This is a genomic window from Thermus antranikianii DSM 12462 (assembly GCF_000423905.1).
GTDB classification, from domain to species: domain Bacteria; phylum Deinococcota; class Deinococci; order Deinococcales; family Thermaceae; genus Thermus; species Thermus antranikianii.
Genome location: NZ_AUIW01000001.1, coordinates 168387 through 191758, shown reverse-complemented (window position 1 = coordinate 191758; position 23372 = coordinate 168387). Strand labels below are relative to the sequence as shown.

Here is a 23372-nt window from a genome sequence, read left to right as displayed (position 1 = left end):
CTTACCAGAGCCGGTAGGCCTCTATCCGGCGGTGGCGGAGGATGGGGTAGCGGGCCCGGTACTCTTCCAGGAAACCCAGGTCTAGGTCCACCACGAGGAGGCCTTCCTCCCGCCTCGAGGCCAAAAGGCGCCCATCAGGGGCTACTGCCAGGGAAGGGCTTCCCGTGTCCGCCCGGTTGGCGAGGAGGAGGTAGGCCTGGTTCTCCGCGGCCCTCGCCCGGGCCAGGACCGCAAGAAGCTCCTGGTACTCCCCCGGCCAGGCGGAGCCCACCAGAAAAACCTCGGCGCCCATCAAGGCGTAGCTGCGAAAAAGTTCGGGGAAATCCAGGTCATAGCAAAGGGCGAGCCCAAACCTTTGTCCCTGGAACTCCCACACCACGGGACCTTCCCCAGGCTCAACACCCTCGTCCCCTTCCTCCCCCAGGGCCAGAAAGGGATGCACCTTGTCGTAGAAGGGGCCCTGGGGGAAGACGCCAAGCCGGTTCCTGGGGCCTTGGGCCAGGTAGCCCGCTACCACCCTCATGCGGCTTTCCTCGGCCAGGGCCTCGAGGGCTTGGGGAAGGTCTTCTTCCTCTTGCCTCCCCAGGACCAGCTCGGGGAGGAGGAGGGCCAAGGCCCCCTCCTCCCGGGCCTGGTGCACCAGGGGGACAAGGATCTTTAAAAGCCTGGGTAGGCTTTCCTGCCTTCCAAGGTGCGCCAGGGCCAGCCGCACGCTAGCGCCTTCCCAGGACCTTCCAGGCAGAGGGCAGGACCAAGGCCGCCACCACCGCCTTCACCAGGTCCCCGGGGATGAAGGGGAAAAGCCCCATGGCCAAAAGGGCGCCGGTGCCCGCGAACTTTCCTGCCCCCATGAGCCAGGCGGCAAGCCAGGGAAGCCCTACCAGGTAGAGCAGGGCGTTGCCTGCCAGCATGGCCAAAAGGGTTCCCAGGAAGCTCCGGTCCAGGCCGAACCGCTCCACCAGTAGCCCCACCAAGCCTGCGGCCAAGGGGAAGGCCAGAAGGAAGCCCCCGGTGGGGCCAAGGATCTTGGCCAAGCCCCCTGTACCCCCGGCGAAGACGGGTAAGCCCATGGCTCCTTCCGCCAGGTAGGCCAAGAGGGACAGGAAGCCAAGGCGGCTTCCCAACGCTGCTCCCACCAGGAGGATCGCCAAGGTTTGGCCGGTGATGGGCACGGGGGTGAAGGGCAGGGGAATGCTGATCCTGGCGGCCAGGGCCACCAGGAGGCTACCCGCCAGGATCAGGGCCAGGTCCCGGGCCAGGGTGCGGTGGGGCCAGAGGGTTTTAACCAGGGGTGGATAAGGGAGAACCTCGGTTTTCATCTTCCATACCTCCTCGACCACGCGGGGTGGTCGTCAACAAAAATACGATCTTGAGGTTGACGGGTCAAGGGGGAGGGTTTGCTTAAGCCAAGTGCGGTCAGTCACTTATGGACAAGCCGATATACTGAAGCCATAGCTCTTGACCCCTACGGCAAGGGGGCGAGGAGCCACGTGGGGAGGTAAGCTATGAAGGTAGGCATCAACGGATTCGGCAGAATCGGCCGTCAGGTGTTTCGGATCCTCCACGGGCGGGGGGTGGAAATAGCCCTCATCAACGACCTTACCGACAACCGAACCCTGGCCCACCTGCTCAAGTACGATTCCATCTACCGCCGCTTCCCCGGCGAGGTGGGGTACGATGACGAGAACATTTACGTGGACGGCAAGGCCATCCGGGCCACCGCCATCAAGGATCCCAAGGAGCTTCCCTGGGGAAGCCTGGGCGTGGATGTGGTCGTCGAGTCCACGGGGGTGTTCACCGATGCTGACAAGGCCAAGGCCCACCTCGAGGCGGGAGCCAAGAAGGTCATCATCACCGCCCCGGCCAAAGGGGAGGACATCACCATCGTCATGGGGGTGAACCACGAGCAGTACGACCCGGCCAGGCACCACATCATTTCCAACGCCTCCTGCACCACCAACTCCCTGGCCCCGGTGATGAAGGTCTTGGAGGAGGCCTTTGGCGTGGAAAAGGCCCTCATGACCACCGTCCACTCCTACACGAACGACCAGCGGGTCCTGGACCTGCCCCACAAGGACCTGCGCCGGGCGCGGGCGGCGGCCATCAACATCATCCCCACCACCACCGGGGCCGCTAAGGCCACGGCCTTGGTGCTTCCTTCCCTGAAGGGCCGTTTCGACGGGACTGCTTTGCGGGTGCCCACGGCCACGGGGAGCATCTCCGACATCACCGCCCTTCTCAAGCGGGAGGTGACCGCAGAGGAGGTGAACGCCGCCCTCAAGGCGGCGGCCGAGGGGCCCTTGAAGGGCATCCTGGCCTATACCGAGGATGAGATCGTCCTTCAGGATATCGTGATGGATCCCCACTCCTCCATCGTGGACGGCAAGCTCACCAAGGCCCTGGGCAACCTGGTAAAGGTCTTTGCCTGGTACGACAACGAGTGGGGCTACGCCAACCGGGTGGCGGATCTGGTGGAGTTGGTGCTGAAGAAGGGGGTTTAGATGCGCACCCTTAAGGACTTGGAGCCCCGGGGGAAGCGCATCCTGGTGCGGGTGGACTATAACGTTCCCATCAAGGACGGCGTGGTGCAGGACGATACCCGCATCCAGGAAAGCCTTCCCACCCTGCGCCACCTCCTCGATGCAGGGGCTTCCCTGGTCCTCCTCTCCCACCTGGGGCGGCCCAAAGGGGTGGACCCCAAGTACTCCCTGGCCCCGGTGGCGGAGGCCTTGGGCCAGTACCTTTCCGGCGTCCGCTTCGTGCCCCATAGCCCTGGTTCCGACCAGGCGCACCAGGCGGTACAGGCCCTGGCCCCGGGGGAGGTGGCCCTCCTGGAAAACGTGCGCTTTGAGCCAGGGGAGGAGAAGAACGACCCCGATCTTGCCGCCCGTTACGCCCGGCTGGGGGAGGCCTTTGTCCTGGATGCCTTTGGCAGTGCCCACCGGGCCCACGCCAGCGTGGTGGGGGTGGCGAGGCTTCTCCCTTCCTTTGCCGGGCTCCTCATGGAAAAGGAAGTGAAGGCCCTTTCCCGGCTCCTCCGGGATCCGGAGAAGCCCTATGCGGTGGTCATCGGGGGGGCCAAGGTTTCCGACAAGATCGGGGTCATAGAAAACCTCCTGCCCCGCATAGACCACCTTCTTATCGGCGGTGCCATGGCCTTCACCTTCGTCAAGGCCCTTGGGGGCGAGGTGGGGAAGAGCCTGGTGGAGGAGGACCGCTTGGATCTGGCCAAGGACCTGCTTCGGCGGGCGGAATCCTTGGGAGTAAGGGTGCACCTGCCCGTGGATGTGGTGGCGGCCGAGCGGATCGAGGCTGGGGTGGAGACCCGTACCTTCCCTGCGGACGCCATTCCTGTGCCCTATATGGGCTTGGACATCGGGCCCAAGACCCAGGAGGCCTTCGCCGAGGCCTTAAAAGGGGCCAGAACGGTCTTCTGGAACGGGCCCATGGGGGTCTTTGAGGTACCGCCCTTCGACAAGGGTACCCTGGCGGTGGGCCGGGCGGTGGCGGCCTTGGAGGGAGCCTTCACCGTGGTGGGAGGGGGTGACTCCGTGGCGGCGGTGAACCGCCTGGGCCTTAAGGACCGGTTTAGCCACGTGTCCACCGGGGGTGGGGCGAGCCTCGAGTACCTGGAGAAGGGCACCCTCCCGGGGATTGAGGTCCTGGAGTAGGAACGCCCGTTCCAACCCCGCCCCCTGGGGCGGGGTTTTCCTGTAGGATGGCGGCATGCGCAGGGTCTTGGTGGCGGGAAACTGGAAGATGCACAAAGTGCCCTCGGAGGCCCGGGTTTGGTTTACCGAGCTCAAGAGGCTTCTGCCTCCTTTAGAGTCCGAGGTGGCGGTGCTGCCTGCTTTTCCCATGCTTCCCGTGGCCAGGGAGGTGCTTTCCGGTACCCAGGTGGCCTACGGGGCCCAGGATGTCTCCCCTCACCGGGAAGGCGCCTTTACGGGGGAGGTTTCTGCCCGGATGCTTTCCGATCTGGGGTGCCGCTATACCATCGTGGGGCACTCGGAGAGGCGGCGCTACCACCACGAGACGGATGCCCTGGTGGCGGAGAAGGCGAAAAGGCTTTTGGAGGAGGGGATTACCCCCATCCTTTGCGTGGGGGAACCTTTGGAGGTGAGGGAAAGGGGAGAGGCGGTGCCCTATACCCTGGCCCAGCTAAGGGGAAGCCTCGAGGGCCTCAACCCTCCGGGTCCTGAGGCTTTGGTGATCGCCTACGAGCCGGTCTGGGCCATCGGCACCGGACGGAACGCCACGCCACAGGACGCCGAGGCCATGCACCAGGCCATCCGGCAGGCCCTGGCGGAGCGGTACGGCCCGGGGTTTGCCCAGCGGGTGCGCATCCTCTATGGGGGGAGCGTGAACCCCAAGAACTTCGCCGACCTCCTCTCCATGCCCAACGTGGACGGGGGGCTCGTGGGCGGGGCGAGCCTGGAGCTTGAAAGCTTCCTCGCCCTCCTCCGGATCGCGGGTTAGGGGAGTACCCGGATGGTCCCCTCCTGCGCCACCACGTGAAGGTGCCGGTCCAAGCTTAGGACCAGGCCCCCGTTCCGCTCGGCTACGGCGACGACCGCGGCGTCGGCAAAGCCCAAGGGCAGGTCCCGGTACCGGGCCACGAGCGCCCTGACCCGGGGCAGGTCTTCTTCCCCGCATTCCAGGGAGAAAGCCCCGGCCTCGAGGTCTTGGAGGAAGGCCTCGAGGGCCCCAAGGCCCAGGCGCCTTTCCGCGAGGTAGGCGATCTCGGCGAGGATGCCCATGGGCACCAGGTAGGGACCTGGATCAGAAAGAAGGAGCGCCTTAACGCGGCCGTGGTCCGGGTCCTTCCGGTTCAGGAGGGCGAAGAGGGCGGAGGTGTCCAGAGTGATCATCGCTCGGACCAGACCCTTTCCAGCCACCCCTCGGAGGCGCGCCCGGAGAGCTCCTCGTCCTCGCCCACGCCTAGGGAACGAAAGGCGGGTCTTTGGCGCTGGGTAAGGTAAGCGGCCAAGGCCTCCCGGATGAGCTCTGCCTGGCTTTTGCCCTCCCGCCGCGCGGCCTCCTTTAGGGCGCGGTGAAGCTCAGGGGGGAGGTAGAGGGTCGTCTTCTCCATGTCTTCACTGTACACCTTATATGGTAGGTGTCGTCAGCGGACCTCGAGGGTCAGAGCCGCAGGGGCGGAAGCTCAGGCCCTCACACGTCTAAAATGGCTCCATGGCCCTGGATTTCCCGGCAAGCCCCCTGGCCCCCGCCCTCCGCCTCCTGGAGGAAGGGCGGGACCGGGAGGCGGAAGCCCTCCTCCAAACTTCCCAAGAAGGCCTCCCGGAGGCCGAGCGCCTGGCCCTTCTAGGCTTCGTAGAGGCCCGTAAGGGGAACCTTCGGGCCTACCGCGCCCTGGCCCTGGAGGCCGCCCGAAGGGCCCAGACCCCCCTCACCCTCTACCACCTGGGCCTGGCCCTCCCTCCAAAGGCGGGGGCCCTGGCCCTGGAGGAGGCCCTCCACCGCTTCCAGGGAGACCCCAAGGCCGAGGCCCGCCTCGCCTTCGCCCTGGCCCGCGCCCTAAGGGGGCTTGGCCGCCTCAGGGAGGCCCTGGGCTACGCCGCTCTTGCCCTTGCCCGGGGCTTTGGCCCCTTCGCCCTCCTGGAGTGGGCCTGGCTCGCCCTCCTCGCCGAGGAGGACCCTCCCCTCCCCGACCTCCTCCGGCAGGTGGAACTCCTGGCCCTGGAGGGGGGCACGGGGCTCTACGCCCGCTTCCTCATGGCCCACCTGCGCTTCCTCCAGGGGGAGGAGGCCTCGGGGAGGGCCTACCTGCGGAAGGCCCTGGGCGAGGCCCCTCTTCCCGCCCTTCCCTACCTCGCCCCCGCCGGGGTGCGCCTCCTGGGGAAGGAGGTCCTCCCCTTCCTCCTGGCGGCGAGGCCCTGGGCCAAGGAGCCCCTCACCCAGGCCCTCCTCGCCTTGGCCGAAGGGCTCTACCGGGAGGACGAGGAAGGGGTGGCCAAGACCCTGCCCCTCCTCCTGGAGGAGGTGGCGGAGGAGGCCATGCGGGGCCTCCTCTTCCTGGGAAGGCCCCACCCCCTCCTGGGAGAGCTCTCCCGGAGGGGGCAGGAGCTCCTCTGGGCCGCAAGCCCCTCGGCCCACTTCCAGGCCCTGGGAGAGCCAAGGCTTGGGGGCAAGCCCCTCCCCCTGCGCCAGGCGGAGCTCCTCGTCCTCCTCCTCGCCCGGAAGGAGGGGTGGAGGGGGGAGGAGCTGGCCCTGGCCCTCTACGGGGAGGCCAACGGGCCCGCCCTCCGCATGGAGGTGCTCCGCCTGAGGCAACGGGGGCTTGCCGTGAAAAGCCGGCCCTACCGCCTGGCCCAGGCCCTACAGGCGGACTTCTTGGAAGTATGGGGGGCCCTGCGTCAAGGAGACCTGAGCGGGGCCCTTGCCCGCTACCGGGGCCCCCTCCTCCCCCAGAGCCAGGCCCCGGGGGTGGAGGCCCTGAGGGCGGAGCTGGAAGAGGCCCTGAGGCGGGCGGTCTTGGCCCAGGGCGAGGTGGAAAGCCTCTTCCTCCTGGCCGAGCGCCTGGGGGAGGACCTGGGGGTCTGGGAGGCCCTCCTGGAGAGGCTACCCTCCCAAGACCCCCGCCTTCCCATCGCCCAGGCCCGGGTGGAAAGGCTCAGGAGGGAGTGGGGCCTCTAAGGTACCCCACCGCAGCTTTGGCCGCGGTGGGGGCCCCAAAAGGTATTCCCACAGCCCCGGCTTGGGCATCCCATGTTGCAAAGCCGAAGTGGCGCTTAGAGCCCAAGCCCCGGGGGCGGGCAGTGGGGGGCGAGGCACTGGGGAAGGACCCCAGAGCCCCCGAGGAGGGCGAGGAGAAGCCAGAGGAGCCGCACGCCTGAAGGCTACCCCGGCCCATGTAACCTCCACGTAACGCCCTAGAGTCTTTATGAGAGCTTTCTGAGTTACGCGGGCGTTACCTTCCTCTTGCTACCCTGAGGCTAACCCGTAAGGGGGTGAAGGAGATGCTCAAGGAAGTGCAGGAGGTCAAGGTCGGCGGCCGGACGCGGCGGGTTCACGTGAGGCCCTTCGCCTGGAACCTGCACGCGCCCACCCACATGGAGTGGACCCCGGACGGCAGGCTCCTGGTGGTGGAGCGCACCACGGGCAAGGTGAAGGACGTCACCAAGGGCGGGGACATGGAGGAGGCCAAGCCCTTTGCCTGGGGGCTCCAGGGGCCCTCCAGCATGTGCCCGTTGCCCGACGGCAGGATTATTCTTTCAGAGTTTTGGGGCGAAAGGGTGGTTGACATCACACATGGTGGACCTGCCTCCCAAATGCCAGTCTTTTGCTCTGGCCTGATAAGGCCTTATAGCATCACTTGTGTTAGAAGTAGGAAAGGAAGCCATCGTATCTTCGTAGTCTCGTCAGCTCGGTCTGACTCTCTGGAAGATGTCAGGGGCCTTGTCAGCGAGATTACTACCGGAACGCCAACCCCCGTGATCATAGACATCCCGAGTCGGCGTTCGGTGGGTACCGAAGGGTTTACCCCTCCAGAAACTTGGCCAGAAAACTGGAGCGCCTTTGCAAGTAAGTGCAGTAAAAACTCATGGACAACCTTCCTACCCGATGTAGAGGATACCCTCGTTCTGGCGATTTCGAGCCTAGGACGCGTAGTGGTGTTTCCACTTGAGGAGCAAAACTCTAGGCCCCAGAGTGCCTTAGAGATAGCAGAAAGGCACACGATCGGTTACGATTTGGGTGAGCTCGGAGGTATCATTGGCCATCCCTACAACCACCTGCTGTACGTCACACAACCAATTCAAGGAACTATAATTGCCCTAGATCCGCAGGAATCTAGAAGCTATGCATTTGATCCCCCGGTTGTGAGGGGCTTGCCCTCTCCGACTTGCGTGCGCTTCACCCCAGATGGGGAAAAGATGCTAGTTTGCTCTCCCACAAATGGGGTCGTCTGGGAAGTAACAGGCTTCTCTTCATGACAAGCGTCCTCTAATGCTTGTGGCCCCGCTCCTTGCTCTGGAAGCCTTCCGCCTCTTCGGGGCGGGGTTCTTCTACTTCGCCCACGCCGCCCTCACCGCTCTTGGGGCCTTGAGCCCCCTAGAGGCCAGCCTAGCCCTGGCCTTCCGCCTCCTGGCCGAGCCCCTCTTCGCCCTCTACGGGGGGCATCTGGCCGACCGGTGGCCTAGGGGAAGGCTCCTCCTCCTGGCCGCCTTGGGCCAGGGAGGGCTCACCCTGGCCCTCCTCCCCCTCCTCAGCGCCCCCTCTCCCCTCCCCCTCTACCTCTTGGGCTTCCTCTTCGCCTTCCTGGAGGCCCTGCGGATGGTGGCCGCCGGGGCCCTCCTCGCCGACCTCCTCCCCAAGGAGGCCCTGGCTCGGGCCCGGGGGCAGCTGGGGGCCTTCTATGCCGCTGCCGACGCCCTTTCCGATCTGGCCGCAGGTCTCCTCTTCACCCGAAGCCGCCCCTGGACCGTCGGCCTGGGAAGCGGGCTCCTCTTCCTCGCGGCCGGGCTCTACCGCGCCCTTCCCCTGCCCCCAAGATCCTCGGTGAGACCAGAGGGGGGAAGCCTCTTGGGCTTGCGCTTCCTTTGGGAAAGCCCCTCCCTCCGTCCTCTCCTGCTCCAGGAGGCCCTCCTGGGCCTGGCCTACGCCTTCTTCGCCGGCCTCCTGCCCTTTGTGGTTCTGCGGAGCCTGGGGGAGGTCTCCTGGATCCTGGGCCTCCTGGGCGCAGTCCAGAGCCTCGGGGGGGCCTTGGGAGGGCTCTTGGTAGGGGCGGTCCTGGGGCGGTTAGGAGAAGGAGGTACCGTACCCTGAGGCTCGCCCTGGGCCTCGCGGGGCTAGGCCTCCTGGGGACCGCCCTGCTTCCCCCCTGGCCCCTCCTCGCGGGTTTGACCTTTCTCCTGGGGGCTGGGGGCGCCCTCTTCGGCGCGGTGGCCGGGGCGGTGCGCCTGAGCCAGGCCCCCCCGGAGCTTCGGGGCCGGGTGGCGGGAGGCTTTCTCTTCCTGAGCGGAGCCCTGGCCCCCTTAGGCCCCCTCTTAGGCGGGGCCCTGGCGGGGGTGGCCCTCCCCCTTCCCTTCCTCCTGGCCGGAGGGCTCCTCCTCGCCCTCGCCTCCTGGGCGGGAAGGGGGTGGCGGTGAAGGCAGGCTAGTACGGACACTTAAAGCCCCGGCCCCGGGGGCGGGCAGTGGGGGGCGAGGCATTGGGGAAGGACCCCAGAGCCCCCGAGGAGGGCGAGGAGAAGCCACAGGAACTGCATGTTTAAAGGCTACCCAGGCTTACGTAACCTCCGCGTAACGCCCTGGGGTCTTTATGAGAGTCTTCTGAGTTACGCGAGCGTTACCTTCCCCTTGCTACCTTAAGGCCAGCCTGAGGATGGCCGAGAGGGGTGAAAGGGCATGCAAGACGGGATGTTGCAGCTACTCGTGGTGAACCTCCATGAACCCGCCCAGGCACCAGCCCGGGGAGGGGCAGCCTATAAGCCGAGCCGCTTCAACCACTTCCACACCCTGCTCACGGGCGAGAAGCTCGCCTTCAACTCCCTCTCCGGTGGCCTGGCCGTCTTGGATTCAGAAGGATGGGCGCGCTACACGGCCCTGGTCAAGGGGGAGCCCTTGGACCCCAAGAACCCTGTAGACCAGGGGCTCGTGGAAGGCCGCTTCGTCGTTCCCGAGAACTTTGACGAGCTGGCCTACCTTAAGACCCTCCACCTGCGGCAGCGCTACACCACGGAGGCCTGGAGCCTAACGATCTGTCCCACCATAGACTGCAACTTCGGCTGCGACTACTGCTTCCAGCGGCACCGGGTGAGCCGCATGACCGAAGCGGTTCAGGCCAAGCTCCTGGAGGTCTTCGCTCAAAAAGCCCCCCGCCTCAGCAAGTTCTTCGTCACCTGGTTTGGCGGTGAGCCCACCCTGGCCTGGGATGTCGTCCAGAGGCTATCCCAGGGGTTCTTGGAGGTAGCCGAGAGGAACCGCGTGGAGTACAGCGCGAGCCTCATCACGAACGGCTACCTCCTGGACGAAGGGAAGGTGGCGGACATGGTCCGTTACCGCATTCACCTGGTCCAGATCACCCTGGACGGGGACGCTCCCTACCACGACCAGCGCCGCCACCTCCTTACCGGGGAAGGGAGCTTTGAGCGCATCCTGGCCAACCTGCGCCTCTTCCTCGGGAAACCCGTCTTCGTCCACATCCGGGTCAACGTGGACGTCCGGAACCGCGAGGGCGTGCCCGCCCTCTTGAAGCGTCTGGCCGAGGAAGGGCTGGCCCACCAGGAGAACCTGCGGGTCTACTTTGCCCCCGTAACCTCCACCGCCCCGCCCAGCCACGGGGTCAAGGGGTTCTGCTTTACCCGCAAGGACTTCGCCCGGATTGAGCCGGAGTACTTCACCCTTGCGGAAAGCCTAGGCCTGGCCACCCTTCCCTACCCCTCCCTTCAGCTTGGAGGGTGCGTGGCCGCCCATCCGGAGGGCTTCGTGGTGGAGCCCGACGGCACCCTGCAGAAGTGCTGGGACACGGTGGGGCAGCCCGAGTTCGCCGTGGGCAACCTCCTGGAATACGATCCCCTGCAACTTGCGGAGAACCCCGTTTACCAGCGCTGGATGTCCTGGGACCCCTTCTCCGAAGAGCTCGCCTGCTCCCGTTGCACCTGGCTTCCTGCGTGCATGGGGGGGTGCCCCTTGAAGGTGGTCTTCCCCGAGGCCATGCCTGAGGGGAAGGTGGAGCTGGAGTGCACCACCTTCAAGTGGAACTGGAAGCGTACCTTTACTTTGCTAGCCGAACGTGCAGGCGAGGCGGAGCCGGCACCTCGGCCCTGCACGGGCTAGGGAAAGGAGGTGAGGAAAGATGCGGTGGATTGTAAAGCCTTCCCGGGTGCAGCCCTTGGGTGACCCGGGTTGCGGTGGAAGGATGCCCGCGCCCTGCCCTCAAAGATAATAGGGCTAATGTAGCCAAGTCCTGGATGGCTGCAGGCTACCAGGTGCCAAGAAACTTCCTGCTGCCATCCACATCTTTAGCGAGGTCTGCATGCTCTGGCCGCTTTGGAGCGAGTTCCTGCTCTCTTGGGCCCGAACCCGGCGTTACTGGTTCAACACGCTGGCAAACCTGGGGGGGAGCCTCCTCTACTTCTACGCAATCCTTTTGGGCTTTAGCCGGCTTACCCCCGAGGAGGCCCGCTTCTTGGACCCAGGCCCCCTGCTTCTGGTCTTCACGGCCTTCAACCTCACCTTGTTCACCTTCCAGTCCATCGCCTACACGGTCCAGGGCGAGGCGCAACTGGGGACCCTGGAACACATGGCCCTGGCCCGGGGAGGCCTCCTGCGCCAGCTCCTCCTCCGGGCCCTGGTGCAAAGCCTATTCGGAGTTCTCTGGAGCCTTTTGGTCCTCCTACCCTTGGCCTTGGCCTTCGGCGTGACCCTAGGCCCCCTGGCCCGCTGGCCTTTGGGGTTCTTGCCCCTTTTCCTGGCCGCCTTGGGCTTCGGCCTCCTCATGGGGGCCACTGCCTTGTACTTCAAGCAGGTGGACGAGTTTTTCACCATCGTCCAGTTCCTCTTCCTGCCCTACTTCTTCTACCTGGTCCGGTTTGAGCCCTGGATGGCCCACCTGCCCTTCGCCCCCGGGGTGCACCTCCTGCGGCTTAGCCTCTCAGGGGCGGAGGCGCCTTGGGGCCTGTTGGGCCTGGCCCTCTTTCAAGGGCTCCTCCTCTTCGCCCTGGGGCTTTGGGCCATGGCCTACATGTACCGCCTGGTGCGCAGGCGGGGTATATTGGGGAGGTTCTAGGAGGTGTGATGCTCTGCTGGCAACTCTGGAGCGAGTTTCTCCTGGAGTGGAACCTGACCAGGCGCTACTGGTTTGACACCCTGGCGGGGCTTCTGGCCTCCGTCCTCTTCTTCTACTCCATGGTCCTCGGCCTGGAGAACCTGACCCCCGAGGGGCTGGCGAGCCTAGGTCTGGACCTGGGCCCCCTCCTCCTGGTCTTCGCCGCCTTCAACCTGGTGGTGGGCACCTTCCAGTCCATCGCCTATTCCGTACAGTCCGAGGCTGCCTTAGGCACCCTGGAGCATCTGGGCCTGGCCCGGGGAGGGCTTCTCCGACAGCTCCTCCTGCGCGCCCTCGTACGGGGACTTCAGGGCATCACCACAAGCGCTCTTGTCCTCCTTCCCCTCGCCCTTCTCCTCGGGGTGCGGCTCGCCCCCGCCCCCTGGTGGCCTTTGAGCCTTTTGCTTCTCTACCTCGCCGCCCTAGGCTTCGCTCTGGGCATGGGGGCCCTCGCCCTTCACTTCAAGCGGGTGGAGGGCTTCTTCACCATCGTCCAGTTCCTTTTCCTGCCCTACTTCTTCTCCCTGGTTCGCTTCGCTCCCTGGATGACCCCCCTCCCCTTTGCCCCAGGGACGCAGCTCCTGAAGCTCGCCCTCACCGGGGAGGGGGCGTTCCCCGGGCTTCTCCTCCTCGCCTTCGTGCAGGCCCTCCTCTTTCTCGGGGCGGGGCTTTTCGCCATGGCCTGGGTCTACGCGGCGGTGCGGCGGAGGGGCCTATTAGGGAGGTACTGATGCGGCTTTTGGTGCAGAACGTCCACAAGCGCTTCGGCAAGCTGGAGGCCCTCAAGGGGGTGAGCCTGGAGCTTGGGGCCGGGGAGATCCTGGGCCTTTTGGGCCCCAACGGGGCGGGCAAGACCACCCTCATCAAGGTCGTCCTCGGCCTCCTCCTGCCCGACGCGGGAGAGGTGGTCCTGGAGGAGGGCGGGGCGCGGCGCAGGCCCCAGGGCCACGAGTTCGGCGTCCTCCTGGAGGGAAGCCGCAACCTCTACGTCAACCTGAGCCTCCTGGTGAACGCCCTCTACTTCGGGGGCATCCGGGGGCTTCCCCCCAGGGAGGTCCGCCCCCGGTTTGAGGCCTGGCTGGAGCGCTTCGGCCTAAGGGACCGCCTCCACGCCCCCCTCGCCTCCCTCTCCCGGGGCATGCAGCAGAAGGCGGCCTTGGCCCTCGCCCTCGCCCTCAAGCCCCGCTTCCTCCTTCTGGACGAGCCCACCCTGGGCCTGGACCCCGTGAGCCGGAGGGAGTTTGAGGGGATCCTCCTGGAGCTTAAGAAGGAGGGCTGGGGCATCCTCCTCACCTCCCACGACCTGGAGGTGGTGGAGCGGGTGAGCGACCGCGTGGCCTTCCTCCACCGGGGGGAGGTGCGGCGGCAGGGCCCCACCCGGGCCCTCCTCCGGGACTGGGCCGGGGAGGGGTACCGGGTGCGCCTCGCCGAGCCCAAGGCGGAGGCCCTCCTCAAGGCCCTGGGCCCCGGCTGGAGTGCGGAAGGCCCCGAGGTCCTCTTCTTCCTGGGGCCGTGGGAGGCGCTGCGGGAGGTCTTGGGAACCCTCCCCGTGGAAGTGTTGGAGGTCTCCCGGGGGACGCCGAGCCTCGAGGCCCTCTTCCTCCACCTCTTCGGGGAGGCCCGCCCTTCCCCCAGCGCATAACTTTGCGCTACCCTATCCCCATGCGCCTGCACCCCCGCACCCAGGCTGCCCGGGAGAGCATCTTTCCCAAGATGAGCCAGCTGGCGGCAAGGCTCCAGGCGGTGAACCTGGGCCAGGGTTTTCCCTCCAACCCACCGCCTGCCTTCCTCCTCGAGGCGGTGCGCAAAGCCTTGGGGCGCTACGACCAGTACGCTCCCCCGGCGGGGCTTCCCCTGCTCAGGGAGGCCCTGGCGGAAGAGTTCGGGGTGGAGCCCGAGAACGTGGTGGTCACCTCCGGGGCCACGGAGGCCATCCATGTTCTCCTGCAGAGCCTGGTGGGTCCCGGGGACGAGGTGGTGGTCCTGGAGCCTTTCTTCGACGTGTACCTGCCCGATGCCTTCCTGGCCGGGGCCGAGGCCAGGCTGGTGCGGCTTGAACTTGGGGAAAAGGGCTTCCGTCTGGACCTCTTTGCCTTGGAGAAAGCCATCACCCCCCGCACCCGCCTACTTCTGGTCAACGCCCCCATGAACCCCACGGGCTTGGTCTTCCGCGAGGAGGAGCTAAGGGCCCTGGCAACCTTGGCCCGAAGGCACGACCTCTTCCTGGTTTCCGACGAGGTGTACGACGAGCTTTACTTCGGGCAGAGGCCAAGACGCCTGAGGGAGTTCGCTCCCGAGCGCACCTTTACCGTGGGAAGTGCTGGGAAGCGCCTCGAGGCCACGGGTTACCGGGTGGGCTGGATCGTGGGGCCCAAGGAGTTCATGCCCGCCCTGGCGGGGATGCGCCAGTGGACCAGCTTCTCCGCTCCAAGCCCCCTGCAGGCGGGGGTGGCGGAGGCCTTGAGGCTGGCCCGGAAAGAGGGGTTTTACGAGGCCCTGCGGGAAGGCTACCGGAAGAGGCGGGACCTGCTCCTTTCCGGGCTCAGGTCCATGGGCCTTAAGGCTTACGAGCCTGAGGGTACCTACTTCCTCATGGCCGAGCTTCCCGGCTTTGATGCCTTCCAGCTGGTGGAAGCGGCCAGGGTGGCCTTGATTCCCGCCAGCGCCTTCTACCGGGAAGACCCTCCTCCTGGGCTTTTCCGCTTTGCCTTTTGCAAAAGCGAGGAGGAGATCTTCCTGGCCTTGGACCGCCTGGCCGCCGTGGTAAACTCCCCTGCGTGAAACCCAAGGTGGTCCAGTACCTGGATAGAGGAGAGCTTCCCCTTAAGGAAGGGGAAGCCCTTGCCCTTTACCGGGCCATGCGCCGGGCCCGGTTTTTCGACGAGAAGGCCTTGATCCTCCAGCGCCAGGGGCGGCTTGGGGTCTATGCCCCCTTTATGGGCCAGGAGGCGGCCCAGGTGGGGGTGGCCCTGGCCTTGGGGGAGAGGGACTGGGTGGTGCCCAGCTACCGGGAGTCTGCCCTGCTCCTGGCCCGGGGGCTTCCCATCCACGTCCTGATCCTTTACTGGCGGGCCCACCCCGCGGGCTGGCGCTTTCCCGAGGAGGTACGGGCGGTGAATCCCTATATCCCCATCGCCACCCAGATTCCCCAGGCGGTGGGTCTGGCCCTGGCGGGCCGGTACCGGGGGGAGGACTGGGTGGTGGCCACCTCCATCGGGGATGGCGGGACCAGCGAAGGGGATTTCCACGAGGGGCTTAACTTTGCCGCGGTTTTTGATGCTCCGGTCCTCTTCCTGGTGCAGAACAACGGCTACGCCATCAGCGTGCCCCGAAGCCGGCAGATGCGGGTGGACTTCATCGCCAGGAGGGCGGAGGGGTATGGGATTCCCGGGGTGGTGGTGGACGGCAACGACGCCGTGGCCGTTTACCTGGAGGCCAGGAAGGCGGTGGAACGGGCACGAAAGGGGGAGGGCCCCACCCTCCTCGAGGCCCTCACCTACCGCCTGGCTCCCCACACCACCTCCGACGACCCGAGCCGCTACCGCACCCGGGAGGAGGAGGAAGCTTGGCGGGCTAAGGATCCCATCCTGCGCCTCCGCAAGGCCCTGGAGGCGGCGGGGCTTTGGGATGGGGATGCGGAGGAGGCTCTTTTGAGGGAGCTGGAGGAGGAGTTTGCTCGGGAGCTGGCCTTGGCCGACCAGGCTCCCGAGCCCAGCCCTGAGATGATCGTGGAGCACGTCTACAAGGAAATGGGTCCTGACCAGAAACGGGCTTGGGAGGCTTTGAGGCAAGGGAAGCACGTGGAGGAGCTATGGTAGCGGAAAAGGCCAGGGTGCTGAACCTGGTCCAGGCCATCAACGAGGCTCTGGACCTGGCCTTGGCTCGGGACGAGCGGGTTTTGGTCTTCGGGGAGGACGTGGGACGGCTTGGGGGGGTGTTCCGGGTCACGGAGGGCCTCCAGGCCAAATATGGCGAGAGCCGGGTGTTCGATACCCCCTTGGCGGAAAGCGGCATCCTGGGCCTGGCCATTGGCCTCGCCATGGGAGGGATGCGACCTGTGGCGGAGATCCAGTTCGCTGGTTTTCTCTACCCGGCCCTGGATCAGATCCTTTCCCACCTGGGCCGCTGGCGCCATCGTTCCCGGGGGCGGGTGGGTCTCCCCGTGGTGGTGCGGGCTCCTTATGGGGGAGGGGTGCACACTCCCGAACAGCATGCGGACTCCCCTGAAGCCCTTCTGGCGCATGCCCCGGGGGTTAAGGTGGTGATTCCCTCGAGCCCTGAAAGGGCCAAAGGCCTCCTCCTCGCCGCCATAGAGGACGAGGACCCGGTCTTCTTCCTGGAGGCCATCAAGCTTTACCGGGGAGCCCGGGCCGAGGTGCCTGAGGGCTACTATACCCTCCCCTTGGGCAGGGCCCGGGTGGTGCGGGAAGGGAAGCACGCCACCCTGATCGGCTACGGGGGCATGGTGGAGGTGATGCTGGAGGCGGCGGAAGTAGCGGCTCGGGAGGGTGTGGAGGTCATGGTGGTGGACCTGGAAACCCTGGTCCCTTTGGACGAGGATACCCTTCTGGAAGCCGTTCGGGAAACCGGCCGGGCGGTGGTGGTTTACGAGGCCATGCGCACCGGAGGATTTGGGGCCGAGATCGCCGCCCGGATCGCCGAGGGGGCCATTGATCACCTCCAGGCCCCTGTGGTGCGGGTGGCGGGGTACGATGCCCCTTATCCTCCCTTCAGCGCCATCGAGCACCACTACCGCCCCAACGCTCGCCGGGTGCTGGCGGCTTTAAGGCGGGTGCTCACCTACTAAGGCGGTCAAGTTCAAGAGGCTTCTTGGGGCGGGGTGAGCAAGGCTTGGGCGCGGCTGGGGAGTTGGCGAGCCAGGAAGGCAGTGCCCTTATTCGGGGGGAAACCGCGTGCCCTTTGGGGTGCACGCTCCACCCTTACACCCTGTTTCTGGGATAAGCGTTCGATTGTCCGCAAGCCAGCGGTACACCTTAGGCCCGAGGCCGGTTAACTTGAGGAGGGCAAGCGCAGGCAAGAAAGGCCAGAGGGGAGGAAGGAATTTGGCCAGCAGGACGAGGGCGTCAAAGCCTTGGACAACTTCATGTTTCTTCCCCGCTTGCCAAACCACGTGGATTTCTCGGTCTAAGGCTTGGAATGTGAGGCCGAAACGTTCGAAGCTCGGGTCTTTGCGGTAAGAGGTAACCCGGCAGAGGCCGAGGAGGTCCAGGCGCAGGATTAAGTGCCCTGCCCTGGTGCAGAGAGGGCAACCGCCGTCTATATAGACGACGAGGAGCTTAGGGGTATGGGCCTTCTCGGCTCTGAAAAGGCCAATTTTGCCCCGCATGCTCATAAGGAACCTTACCACGTAGGTTCAGGGGAAGGGCATCCTTTGGTTACATGGCCGGGAGGTTGGGTCACGGCTTTCGACTGCCGTAAAGTGAAGGGTATGGAGAGGCCCATTTCCGAGAGGCTTTTTTTGGAGGCGCAAGCCCACATCCCAGGCGGGGTTTCCAGCCCCGTTAGGGCCTTCAAGGCGGTGGGGGGTACTCCTCCCTTCCTGGTGCGGGGGGAAGGAGCCTACGTGTGGGACGCCGATGGGAACCGGTACGTGGACTATGTGCTAAGTTGGGGGCCCTTGATTCTGGGTCACGCCCACCCGGAGGTGGTCAGGAGGGTTAAGGAGGTGGCGGAGCAGGGCCTTACCTTCGGGGCTCCTCATCCCCTCGAGGCCGAGCTGGCCAAGGTGGTGAAGCGGGCCTACCCCCAGGTGGAGCTGGTGCGTTTCGTGAACTCGGGGACCGAGGCCACCATGAGCGCCTTGCGCCTGGCCAGGGGATATACGGGGAGGAAGTATATCGTCAAGTTCCGGGGCAACTACCACGGGCATGCGGATGGCCTTTTGGTGGAGGCGGGGAGCGGAGCCCTCACCTTTGGGGTACCGAGTAGCGCTGGGGTGCCCGAGGAGTACGCCGGCCTCACCCTGGTCCTGGAGTACAACGATCCCGAGGGGCTTAGGGAGCTTCTTAGGGCACGGGGTGAGGAGATCGCCGCCATCATCTTTGAGCCGGTGGTGGGCAACGCCGGGGTCCTTATCCCCACGGAGGAGTTCCTCAAGGCCTTGCACCGGGCCCGGGAGTATGGAATCCTCCTCATCGCCGACGAGGTGATGACGGGCTTTCGCCTGGCCTTCGGTGGGGCCACGGAACGGCTTGGGCTTAAGCCCGATCTCATCACCCTGGGCAAGATCCTGGGAGGCGGCCTTCCCGCCGCCGCCTACGGGGGCAGGCGGGAGATCATGGAAGAGGTGGCCCCCTTGGGACCCGTCTACCAGGCGGGGACCCTTTCGGGGAATCCCCTGGCCATGGCCGCGGGCCTGGCTACCCTGGAGATCCTGGAGAGGAATCCCGGCTACTACGGGTACCTGGAAACCCTGGGGGCTAGGCTGGAGGCAGGGCTCAAGGAGGTGCTTTCCCAAAAGGGTCTTCCCCACACGGTAAACCGCATGGGCTCCATGATCACGGTTTTCTTCACCGAAGGGCCTGTGGCCACCTTCCAGGAGGCCAGGCGCACGGATACGGAGCTCTTCAAGCGCTTCTTCCACGGCCTGTTGGACCGGGGGGTGTACTGGCCGCCCTCCAACTTTGAGGCGGCCTTCCTGTCCGTGGCGCATAAGGAGGAGGATGTGGCCTTTACCCTCGAGGCCCTGGAGAAAGCCCTCTAGCCCATGACCCTGAAGGACCCCATCTGCGCCATCGCCACTCCCTTGGGCAAGGGGGCCATCGGGGTGGTGCGGCTTTCCGGGGAGGGGGCCCTGGAGGTGGCAAGCCGGGTGTGGCGGGGAAAGGACCCCAGGAAGCTGAAAGGGGGGCGCTTTACCCTGGGGGAGGTGGTGGACCCGGAAACCGGGGAGGTGTTGGACCAAGCCCTGCTTTTGGTCTTCCGAGCCCCCAGATCCTACACGGGGGAGGATGCCTGCGAGTTCCACACCCATGGTTCGATGGCGGTGCTGAGGAGGGTCCTGGAGGCCCTGGTGAAGGCGGGAGCCCGGCTGGCCGGTCCTGGGGAGTTCACCTTCCGGGCCTACATGAACGGGAAGCTGGACCTGGCGCAGGCGGAGGCGGTTTTGGCCCTGGTGGAGGCGGAAGGGGACCTGGCCCGCCGCCAGGCCTTGAGGAGCCTCGAGGGGAGCTTCTCCCGGAAAATCGCCGCCTTGGAGGATAGGCTTCTTTCCCTTCTTGCCCACATCCAGGCCCTTCTGGACTATCCCGAGGAGGGGGTGGAGCCCCTCGAGGCCAGAAAGGTGATCGGGGAGGTGCTGGAGGAGGTGGAGGCCCTCCTTGCCCAGGCAAGGTCCTCCCGCTTGGCCCAACGGGGAGCCCGCCTGGCCTTGATCGGAGCTCCTAATGCGGGCAAAAGCTCGCTTCTAAACGCCCTTCTGGGCTACGAGCGGGCCTTGGTTTCCCCCATCCCCGGCACCACCCGGGACTACCTGGAAGCGCCTTTGGAGCTTTTCGGCATCCCCCTGGTGGCGGTGGACACCGCGGGCATTCGGGACACTTTGGATCCCCTGGAGCGGGCAGGGGTGGAAAGAGCTTTAAGAATTGCTGAGGAAGCCGATCTCGTGCTCTACGTGGCCGACCGCTCGGCTCCCAGGCCTTCCCTTCCTCCCTTACCCCCAAGGACCTTGAAGGTGGCCACCAAGGCGGACCTACCTCCCCTTTGGGAGGACGCGGAGTTCATCCCGGTGTCCAGCGTGACGGGGGAGGGATTAGGCCAGCTTAAGGAGGCCATCCGGGAGGCGCTTTTGGGCAGGGGGGGAGGGGAGTACCTCCTGAGCGAGCGGCAGATTGAGGCCCTTCATCAGGCCAGGGAGAGGCTTTTGGAGGCGCAAAACCTCCCGGAGGACCTCATGGGATTGGCTCTCGAGGAGGCCCTCAAGGCCTTGGCTTCCTTAAGGGGAAGGAAGGAGGTTTCCGAGGAGGTGGTGGCCCGGGTTTTCCAGAATTTCTGCGTGGGGAAGTAGCCGGGCCCTTCAGGGCAGGAAGGAATCCAGGATGGCCTCCACCTGATCGGTTTCGATCAGGAAGGCGTCGTGGCCGTGGGGGCTATGGATCTCCCGGTACCTTCCTCCGCTTAAGCGGGCTACCTGCCGCACCTCCTCGGCGGGGTAGAGGAGGTCGGTGTCTATGCCCACAAAGAGGGAGGGCAGGTTTTTTAGCCGCTTCAGGGCTTCCTCCACCCCACCCCTTCCCCGGCCTACATCGTGGGTATCCATGGCCCGGGATAGAACCAGATAGCTTTCCGCATGGAAGCGCTTAAGGAACTTCTCCCCCTGGTAGTCCAGGTAGGTTTCCCCCTTTTCGGGCTCCTGGCCCCAGCGGGCTTCGAAGCCCCTGGGAGCGCGGTAGCTCATCATGGCGATGCCCCGGGCCAAGGCCATCCCCTTGGGGGCAGGATGACCAGCATGGTACTCAGGGTCTAAGAGGATGGCCTGGCGGCTTAGATGGTTGAAGGCTCGGGCCCAGGGGCCATGCCTTGCGGGAGCGGCCAGGACCACCAGTTTCTTCACCCTTTCCGGATACATGAGGGCGAACTCCAAAGCCACCATGCCGCCTAAGCTTCCTCCGATCACGATGGCCTTCTCCACCCCTAGGTGGTCCAAAAGCCTTGCCTGGGCCCGGGCCAGGTCGCGGATGGTAAGGGGAGGAAACTCCTTGCCGTAGGGCCTCCCTGTGCGGGGGTCTACGGAAAGAGGTCCGGTGGAGCCATAGCAGCTTCCCAGGTGGTTGGCGGAGATCACGTAGTAGAGAGCAGGGTCCAGGATCCGCCCGGGGCCCACCAGGGAATCCCACCACCCTTGGGGGCCGAAGGCCTTTTCCAAGGGGGAGAGGCTTTGGAAAGTGGCCTCGTCGTAGGTGCCTGCCAAGTGGGCGCTTCCCGTGAGGGCGTGGAAGACCAAGACCGCGTTGTCCCTAAGCCGGGAAAGCCGGCCGTAGGTTTCAAACCGGAGGCGCACCTCGGGCAGGAAGCCCCCAAGCTCGGTGTAAAACCCTTCCCGCCTGGGGAAGAGCACGGCGGTGCGGGGCCTGGGAGGGGGGATGGAAAGGGGGGAGCGGGGAGGCTTGAGGATGAGGGCCTCGTGCTCCCCCCAGGTTTCCAGGGCAATCTCGCTCATGCCAGGGCCTCCTTCAACTCCGCCTTCGGGTCGTCCACGCGCCCGAGGCCTGCGCGCAAGCGCACCATCTCCGGCAAAACCCCGGCCGGGGTTTGTTCCTCCAGAGGGGGCTGGGAGTGGGTGGTGGAGGCGGGGTGGATGGTGAGGGCCGGGGATTGGTCGGTGGGGCCGCTTGAGGTGGCCAGGGCAGCCTTGCCCCCCTCGAGGGCCACCAAACACCCTTCCCGCATCCCCGCCGTGGGATTCCTGACGCGGCTATGGATGATTCCGAACCCTTTGGGGGCGAAGGGATTGGCGGCGTGTTCGGGATTCTGGAAAAGGTAGCTGGGGGTGGAGCGAATGGGCACCGGGTGGCTTAGGATAGTGGGCCCAGATTCGTATCCGCCGTGGGGTTGCAAGGTTTTAGAGCGCATCTTTGGCCTCCTTTCCAAGGACCCGCCTGGGGCGCTTGGGAAGGGGCCAATAAGAAGGCCCCTTCTGGCGGGAAGTGCATGGGCACCGTTCTCTCGCCTAGAAGGGGTTGGGCGTGGCGCTTACCCCCCTCTCTTATCGTTCCCGGGCGTTTCCCCCACCCGGGCCGGCCTTGGCACCAGCCCCACCCGCATCCGGCCATGAAACGGAAGGGATGGGAGGTTGCCGCGGTTTCACAGGGCCGTACCCTCCACCGCTCTGGATAAGAGAACGGGCTGGTTTTCGCCGCGCCCCGGCGCGGTTAAGGGTCAGTGTAGGGGTTTGGGGCTTGGCCGTCAACACCCTTTGACCTTTTGGCCCTACTCTCCTATACTGGACTCCGCTACGGGGAGTAGCGCAGCCCGGTAGCGCACCTCGTTCGGGACGAGGGGGTCGCTGGTTCAAATCCAGTCTCCCCGACCAGAAGGCCGGCCTTCGAGCCGGCTTTTCGTATACTCCTCCCGTGGGCTTTCTGGCGGGCCTTGCCCTTTTGCTTTTGGGGTTGCACCTGATCGGGGAAGGGCTTTCCTCGGTCAAGGGAAAGAGGTACCTGCTGGCCCGGGCTTTTGCCAGGCCGGGGAGCCTTTTGTTTTCCGGTCTTCTCCTGGGCCTTCTTTCGGGTAGCGGCACCGGCCTTTCCCTCCTGGCCCTGGGGCTTTTGGAAGGGGGTATCTTCTCCCTGGGGCAGGCCGCCCTCCTTTCCCTGGCCGCCACCGCCGGGGCCAGCGCCTGGGTGGGGGTGGTGGCCCTGGCGCAAAGGGAGGTGGCCGAGGTCCTGCTGGCTCTGGGCCTCCCTCTTTTCCTCTTCCGGGGAAGCCGAAGCGGCGGGTTGGTTCTTTTGGGCTTGGGACTTCTTTTCCTGGGCTTTTTGGAGATGGGCCAGGGGGCCAAGGCTTTTGCGCCCCTTTTGAGCCTTCTTAATCCGGGTCCATGGGCCCTGTACCTGGTGGGGATCGTCCTGGCTTTTTTCCTGGGAACTGCCAACGGGGTGGCGGCCTTGGCCCTGGCCTTTATGCCCTTTTTGGGGCAGGGGGGCAGCATGGCCTTGACCCTGGGGGCGGGGGTGGGGGTTTCGGGAGCCCTTTTTCTGGCGGCCTTAGGGGGCAGGCGGGAGGGGTGGGCCCTAGGGGTTGCCCTTTTGGGGCATCGCTTTCTCTTTTCCCTGCCCTTTTTGCTTCTGCTTGGGCCGCTTGGGAGCGTGGGGGTGGTGGGGCTTCACCTCCTAAGCCACCTGGCCTACGCCATAGGCTTTCTTCCCCTTCAGGGGCGTTACCTGCGCCTAACAGAAAGCCTCTTTCCCCGCCGCACCGTTAGCCCCAAGTACCTTTCCCTGGAGGCTTTGGAAACCCCTAGCCTGGCCTACGCCCTGGTGCAGCGGGAGCTTGGCCGGGTGGCGGATGCCGTGCGGAACATGCTGGCGCGGGCGGTGCGCGTCCTGGCCCAGGAGGAAGGGGGCGAGGCGGAGCTCGAGGCGCTGGAGGACAAGGTGGACCGGCTTACCCGGGAGGTGGTCCTCTATACCGCCGAGCTTTCCACCCGCACCCGGGACGAGCGGGCGGTGCGGTTCTTCGTGGCGGCCAGCGAGCTTGAGCACCTCGGGGACCTGGTGCGCCGGGTGGTGCGCCAGGCGGCGAAGCTTTGGGCGCAGGGCCTGACCTTTAGCCCAGAAGGCAAGGAGGACCTTCTGGAGGCGGGAAGGTTGGTGCTGGGCCGCCTCGAGCGCATGGCGGCCGCCTTGGCCACGGGGGACAAGGCCTTGGCGGGAGGGGTTTTGTCGGAGGAAAGGGAGGTGGTGGCCTTTCTGGATCGCCTGCGCCGGGCCCACCTGAGCCGTTTGGAGAGCGGCAGGGCGGAGAGCCGGGCCACCACCTTGGCCCACCTGGATCTCCTCATCACCCTGGAGGAGGTTTCCAGTGGGGTGGACAGGCTTTGCCGCCTGGTTCTGGAGCTTTAA

24 protein-coding genes, 1 tRNA gene and 1 riboswitch are annotated in these 23372 nt (G+C 65.7%); of the genes, 18 read left to right on the top strand and 7 right to left on the bottom strand.

The genetic code is table 11. The features are described from left to right. Position 1: 1 nt before the first annotated feature. Complete coding sequence (locus G584_RS0100915; RefSeq protein ID WP_028492923.1) at positions 2-712, bottom strand: carbon-nitrogen hydrolase family protein; 711 nt, start codon at positions 710-712, stop codon at positions 2-4. A 1-nt stretch (position 713) separates the two neighbouring features. Continuing rightward, positions 714-1319 carry a biotin transporter BioY gene (locus G584_RS0100910; protein ID WP_019550159.1) on the bottom strand — a complete coding sequence of 202 codons (606 nt, stop codon included), beginning with the start codon at positions 1317-1319 and terminating at the stop codon, positions 714-716. A gap of 186 nt (positions 1320-1505) precedes the next feature. On the opposite strand from G584_RS0100910, the gene gap reads away from it, so the two are divergent. The 3 genes from gap to tpiA are packed head-to-tail and all read left to right on the top strand — an operon-like array spanning position 1506 to position 4479. Next, positions 1506-2501: a type I glyceraldehyde-3-phosphate dehydrogenase gene (gene gap, locus G584_RS0100905; protein WP_028492922.1), complete on the top strand. Its 996-nt coding sequence runs from the start codon at positions 1506-1508 to the stop codon at positions 2499-2501. Further along, complete coding sequence (locus tag G584_RS0100900) at positions 2502-3671, top strand: phosphoglycerate kinase (RefSeq protein ID WP_028492921.1); 1170 nt, start codon at positions 2502-2504, stop codon at positions 3669-3671. It begins immediately after the preceding gene. A gap of 55 nt (positions 3672-3726) precedes the next feature. After that, positions 3727-4479 (top strand): triose-phosphate isomerase, encoded by a 753-nt coding sequence (gene tpiA / locus G584_RS0100895; RefSeq protein WP_028492920.1) that lies wholly within the window; start codon positions 3727-3729, stop codon positions 4477-4479. Here tpiA and G584_RS0100890 read toward each other — a convergent pair. Both G584_RS0100890 and G584_RS0100885 read right to left on the bottom strand, forming a co-directional pair. Next, on the bottom strand, positions 4476-4871 hold the full coding sequence (locus G584_RS0100890) for a type II toxin-antitoxin system VapC family toxin (RefSeq protein ID WP_008632333.1): 396 nt from the start codon (positions 4869-4871) through the stop codon (positions 4476-4478). The two genes, tpiA and G584_RS0100890, sit on opposite strands and share 4 nt — an antisense overlap. After that, positions 4868-5092 (bottom strand): ribbon-helix-helix domain-containing protein, encoded by a 225-nt coding sequence (locus G584_RS0100885; protein WP_008632330.1) that lies wholly within the window; start codon positions 5090-5092, stop codon positions 4868-4870. Before G584_RS0100885 ends, G584_RS0100890 begins: the two co-directional genes overlap by 4 nt. Before the next feature lie 101 nt (positions 5093-5193). On the opposite strand from G584_RS0100885, the gene G584_RS0100880 reads away from it, so the two are divergent. The 11 genes from G584_RS0100880 to G584_RS0100835 all read left to right on the top strand — a co-directional run bounded on the left by G584_RS0100880 (position 5194) and on the right by G584_RS0100835 (position 16597). After that, complete coding sequence (locus tag G584_RS0100880; RefSeq protein WP_015717249.1) at positions 5194-6657, top strand: ATP-binding protein; 1464 nt, start codon at positions 5194-5196, stop codon at positions 6655-6657. A gap of 323 nt (positions 6658-6980) precedes the next feature. After that, on the top strand, positions 6981-7955 hold the full coding sequence (locus tag G584_RS12410; RefSeq protein ID WP_081454917.1) for a hypothetical protein: 975 nt from the start codon (positions 6981-6983) through the stop codon (positions 7953-7955). 19 nt (positions 7956-7974) lie between these two features. Continuing rightward, entirely contained in the window at positions 7975-8787 is an 813-nt protein-coding gene (locus G584_RS11805; RefSeq protein WP_245563274.1) for an MFS transporter, read from the top strand. Positions 8788-8861: 74 nt separating this feature from the next. Further along, positions 8862-9110 (top strand): hypothetical protein, encoded by a 249-nt coding sequence (locus tag G584_RS12870; protein WP_245563272.1) that lies wholly within the window; start codon positions 8862-8864, stop codon positions 9108-9110. Positions 9111-9380: 270 nt separating this feature from the next. Then, positions 9381-10799 carry a radical SAM/SPASM domain-containing protein gene (locus tag G584_RS0100865; protein ID WP_018112301.1) on the top strand — a complete coding sequence of 473 codons (1419 nt, stop codon included), beginning with the start codon at positions 9381-9383 and terminating at the stop codon, positions 10797-10799. Between the two features lie 199 nt (positions 10800-10998). Then, a complete protein-coding gene (locus G584_RS0100860) occupies positions 10999-11751 on the top strand; it encodes an ABC transporter (protein WP_015717245.1) in 753 nt (250 codons plus the stop codon). 8 nt (positions 11752-11759) lie between these two features. After that, positions 11760-12521: a hypothetical protein gene (locus tag G584_RS0100855; protein ID WP_019550167.1), complete on the top strand. Its 762-nt coding sequence runs from the start codon at positions 11760-11762 to the stop codon at positions 12519-12521. Beyond that, the gene (locus G584_RS0100850) at positions 12521-13432 is read left to right on the top strand and encodes an ABC transporter ATP-binding protein (protein ID WP_018112305.1); all 912 of its coding nucleotides are present in this window, start codon (positions 12521-12523) and stop codon (positions 13430-13432) included. The genes G584_RS0100855 and G584_RS0100850 overlap by 1 nt, the downstream gene beginning before the upstream one ends. A 20-nt stretch (positions 13433-13452) precedes the next feature. Further along, positions 13453-14571, top strand: a complete 1119-nt coding sequence (locus G584_RS0100845; RefSeq protein WP_028492919.1) for a pyridoxal phosphate-dependent aminotransferase — start codon at positions 13453-13455, stop codon at positions 14569-14571. Next, positions 14568-15608, top strand: coding sequence for a pyruvate dehydrogenase (acetyl-transferring) E1 component subunit alpha (pdhA, locus tag G584_RS0100840; protein WP_028492918.1), 1041 nt, complete (start codon positions 14568-14570; stop codon positions 15606-15608). Before G584_RS0100845 ends, pdhA begins: the two co-directional genes overlap by 4 nt. After that, positions 15602-16597, top strand: coding sequence for an alpha-ketoacid dehydrogenase subunit beta (locus G584_RS0100835; protein WP_028492917.1), 996 nt, complete (start codon positions 15602-15604; stop codon positions 16595-16597). Before pdhA ends, G584_RS0100835 begins: the two co-directional genes overlap by 7 nt. An 87-nt stretch (positions 16598-16684) precedes the next feature. Here the strand turns inward: G584_RS0100835 and G584_RS13185 are convergent, their stop codons facing one another. Beyond that, on the bottom strand, positions 16685-17137 hold the full coding sequence (locus G584_RS13185) for a thiol-disulfide oxidoreductase DCC family protein (RefSeq protein WP_169378061.1): 453 nt from the start codon (positions 17135-17137) through the stop codon (positions 16685-16687). Positions 17138-17239: 102 nt separating this feature from the next. On the opposite strand from G584_RS13185, the gene hemL reads away from it, so the two are divergent. Together hemL and mnmE are read left to right on the top strand one after the other, a co-directional pair. Beyond that, complete coding sequence (gene hemL, locus G584_RS0100825; RefSeq protein WP_028492916.1) at positions 17240-18514, top strand: glutamate-1-semialdehyde 2,1-aminomutase; 1275 nt, start codon at positions 17240-17242, stop codon at positions 18512-18514. A 3-nt stretch (positions 18515-18517) separates the two neighbouring features. Continuing rightward, a complete protein-coding gene (gene mnmE, locus G584_RS0100820) occupies positions 18518-19816 on the top strand; it encodes a tRNA uridine-5-carboxymethylaminomethyl(34) synthesis GTPase MnmE (RefSeq protein WP_028492915.1) in 1299 nt (432 codons plus the stop codon). 9 nt (positions 19817-19825) lie between these two features. Here the strand turns inward: mnmE and metX are convergent, their stop codons facing one another. Then, complete coding sequence (gene metX, locus G584_RS0100815; RefSeq protein ID WP_028492914.1) at positions 19826-20968, bottom strand: homoserine O-acetyltransferase MetX; 1143 nt, start codon at positions 20966-20968, stop codon at positions 19826-19828. After that, entirely contained in the window at positions 20965-21381 is a 417-nt protein-coding gene (locus tag G584_RS12770) for a PLP-dependent transferase (RefSeq protein WP_028492913.1), read from the bottom strand. Before G584_RS12770 ends, metX begins: the two co-directional genes overlap by 4 nt. Positions 21382-21511: 130 nt before the next feature. After that, positions 21512-21648: riboswitch (SAM riboswitch) on the bottom strand. A 116-nt stretch (positions 21649-21764) separates the two neighbouring features. Here G584_RS12770 and G584_RS0100805 point away from each other — a divergent pair. Together G584_RS0100805 and G584_RS0100800 are read left to right on the top strand one after the other, a co-directional pair. Further along, positions 21765-21841, top strand: a tRNA-Pro gene (locus tag G584_RS0100805). 40 nt (positions 21842-21881) lie between these two features. After that, positions 21882-23372: a PhoU domain-containing protein gene (locus G584_RS0100800; protein ID WP_028492912.1), complete on the top strand. Its 1491-nt coding sequence runs from the start codon at positions 21882-21884 to the stop codon at positions 23370-23372.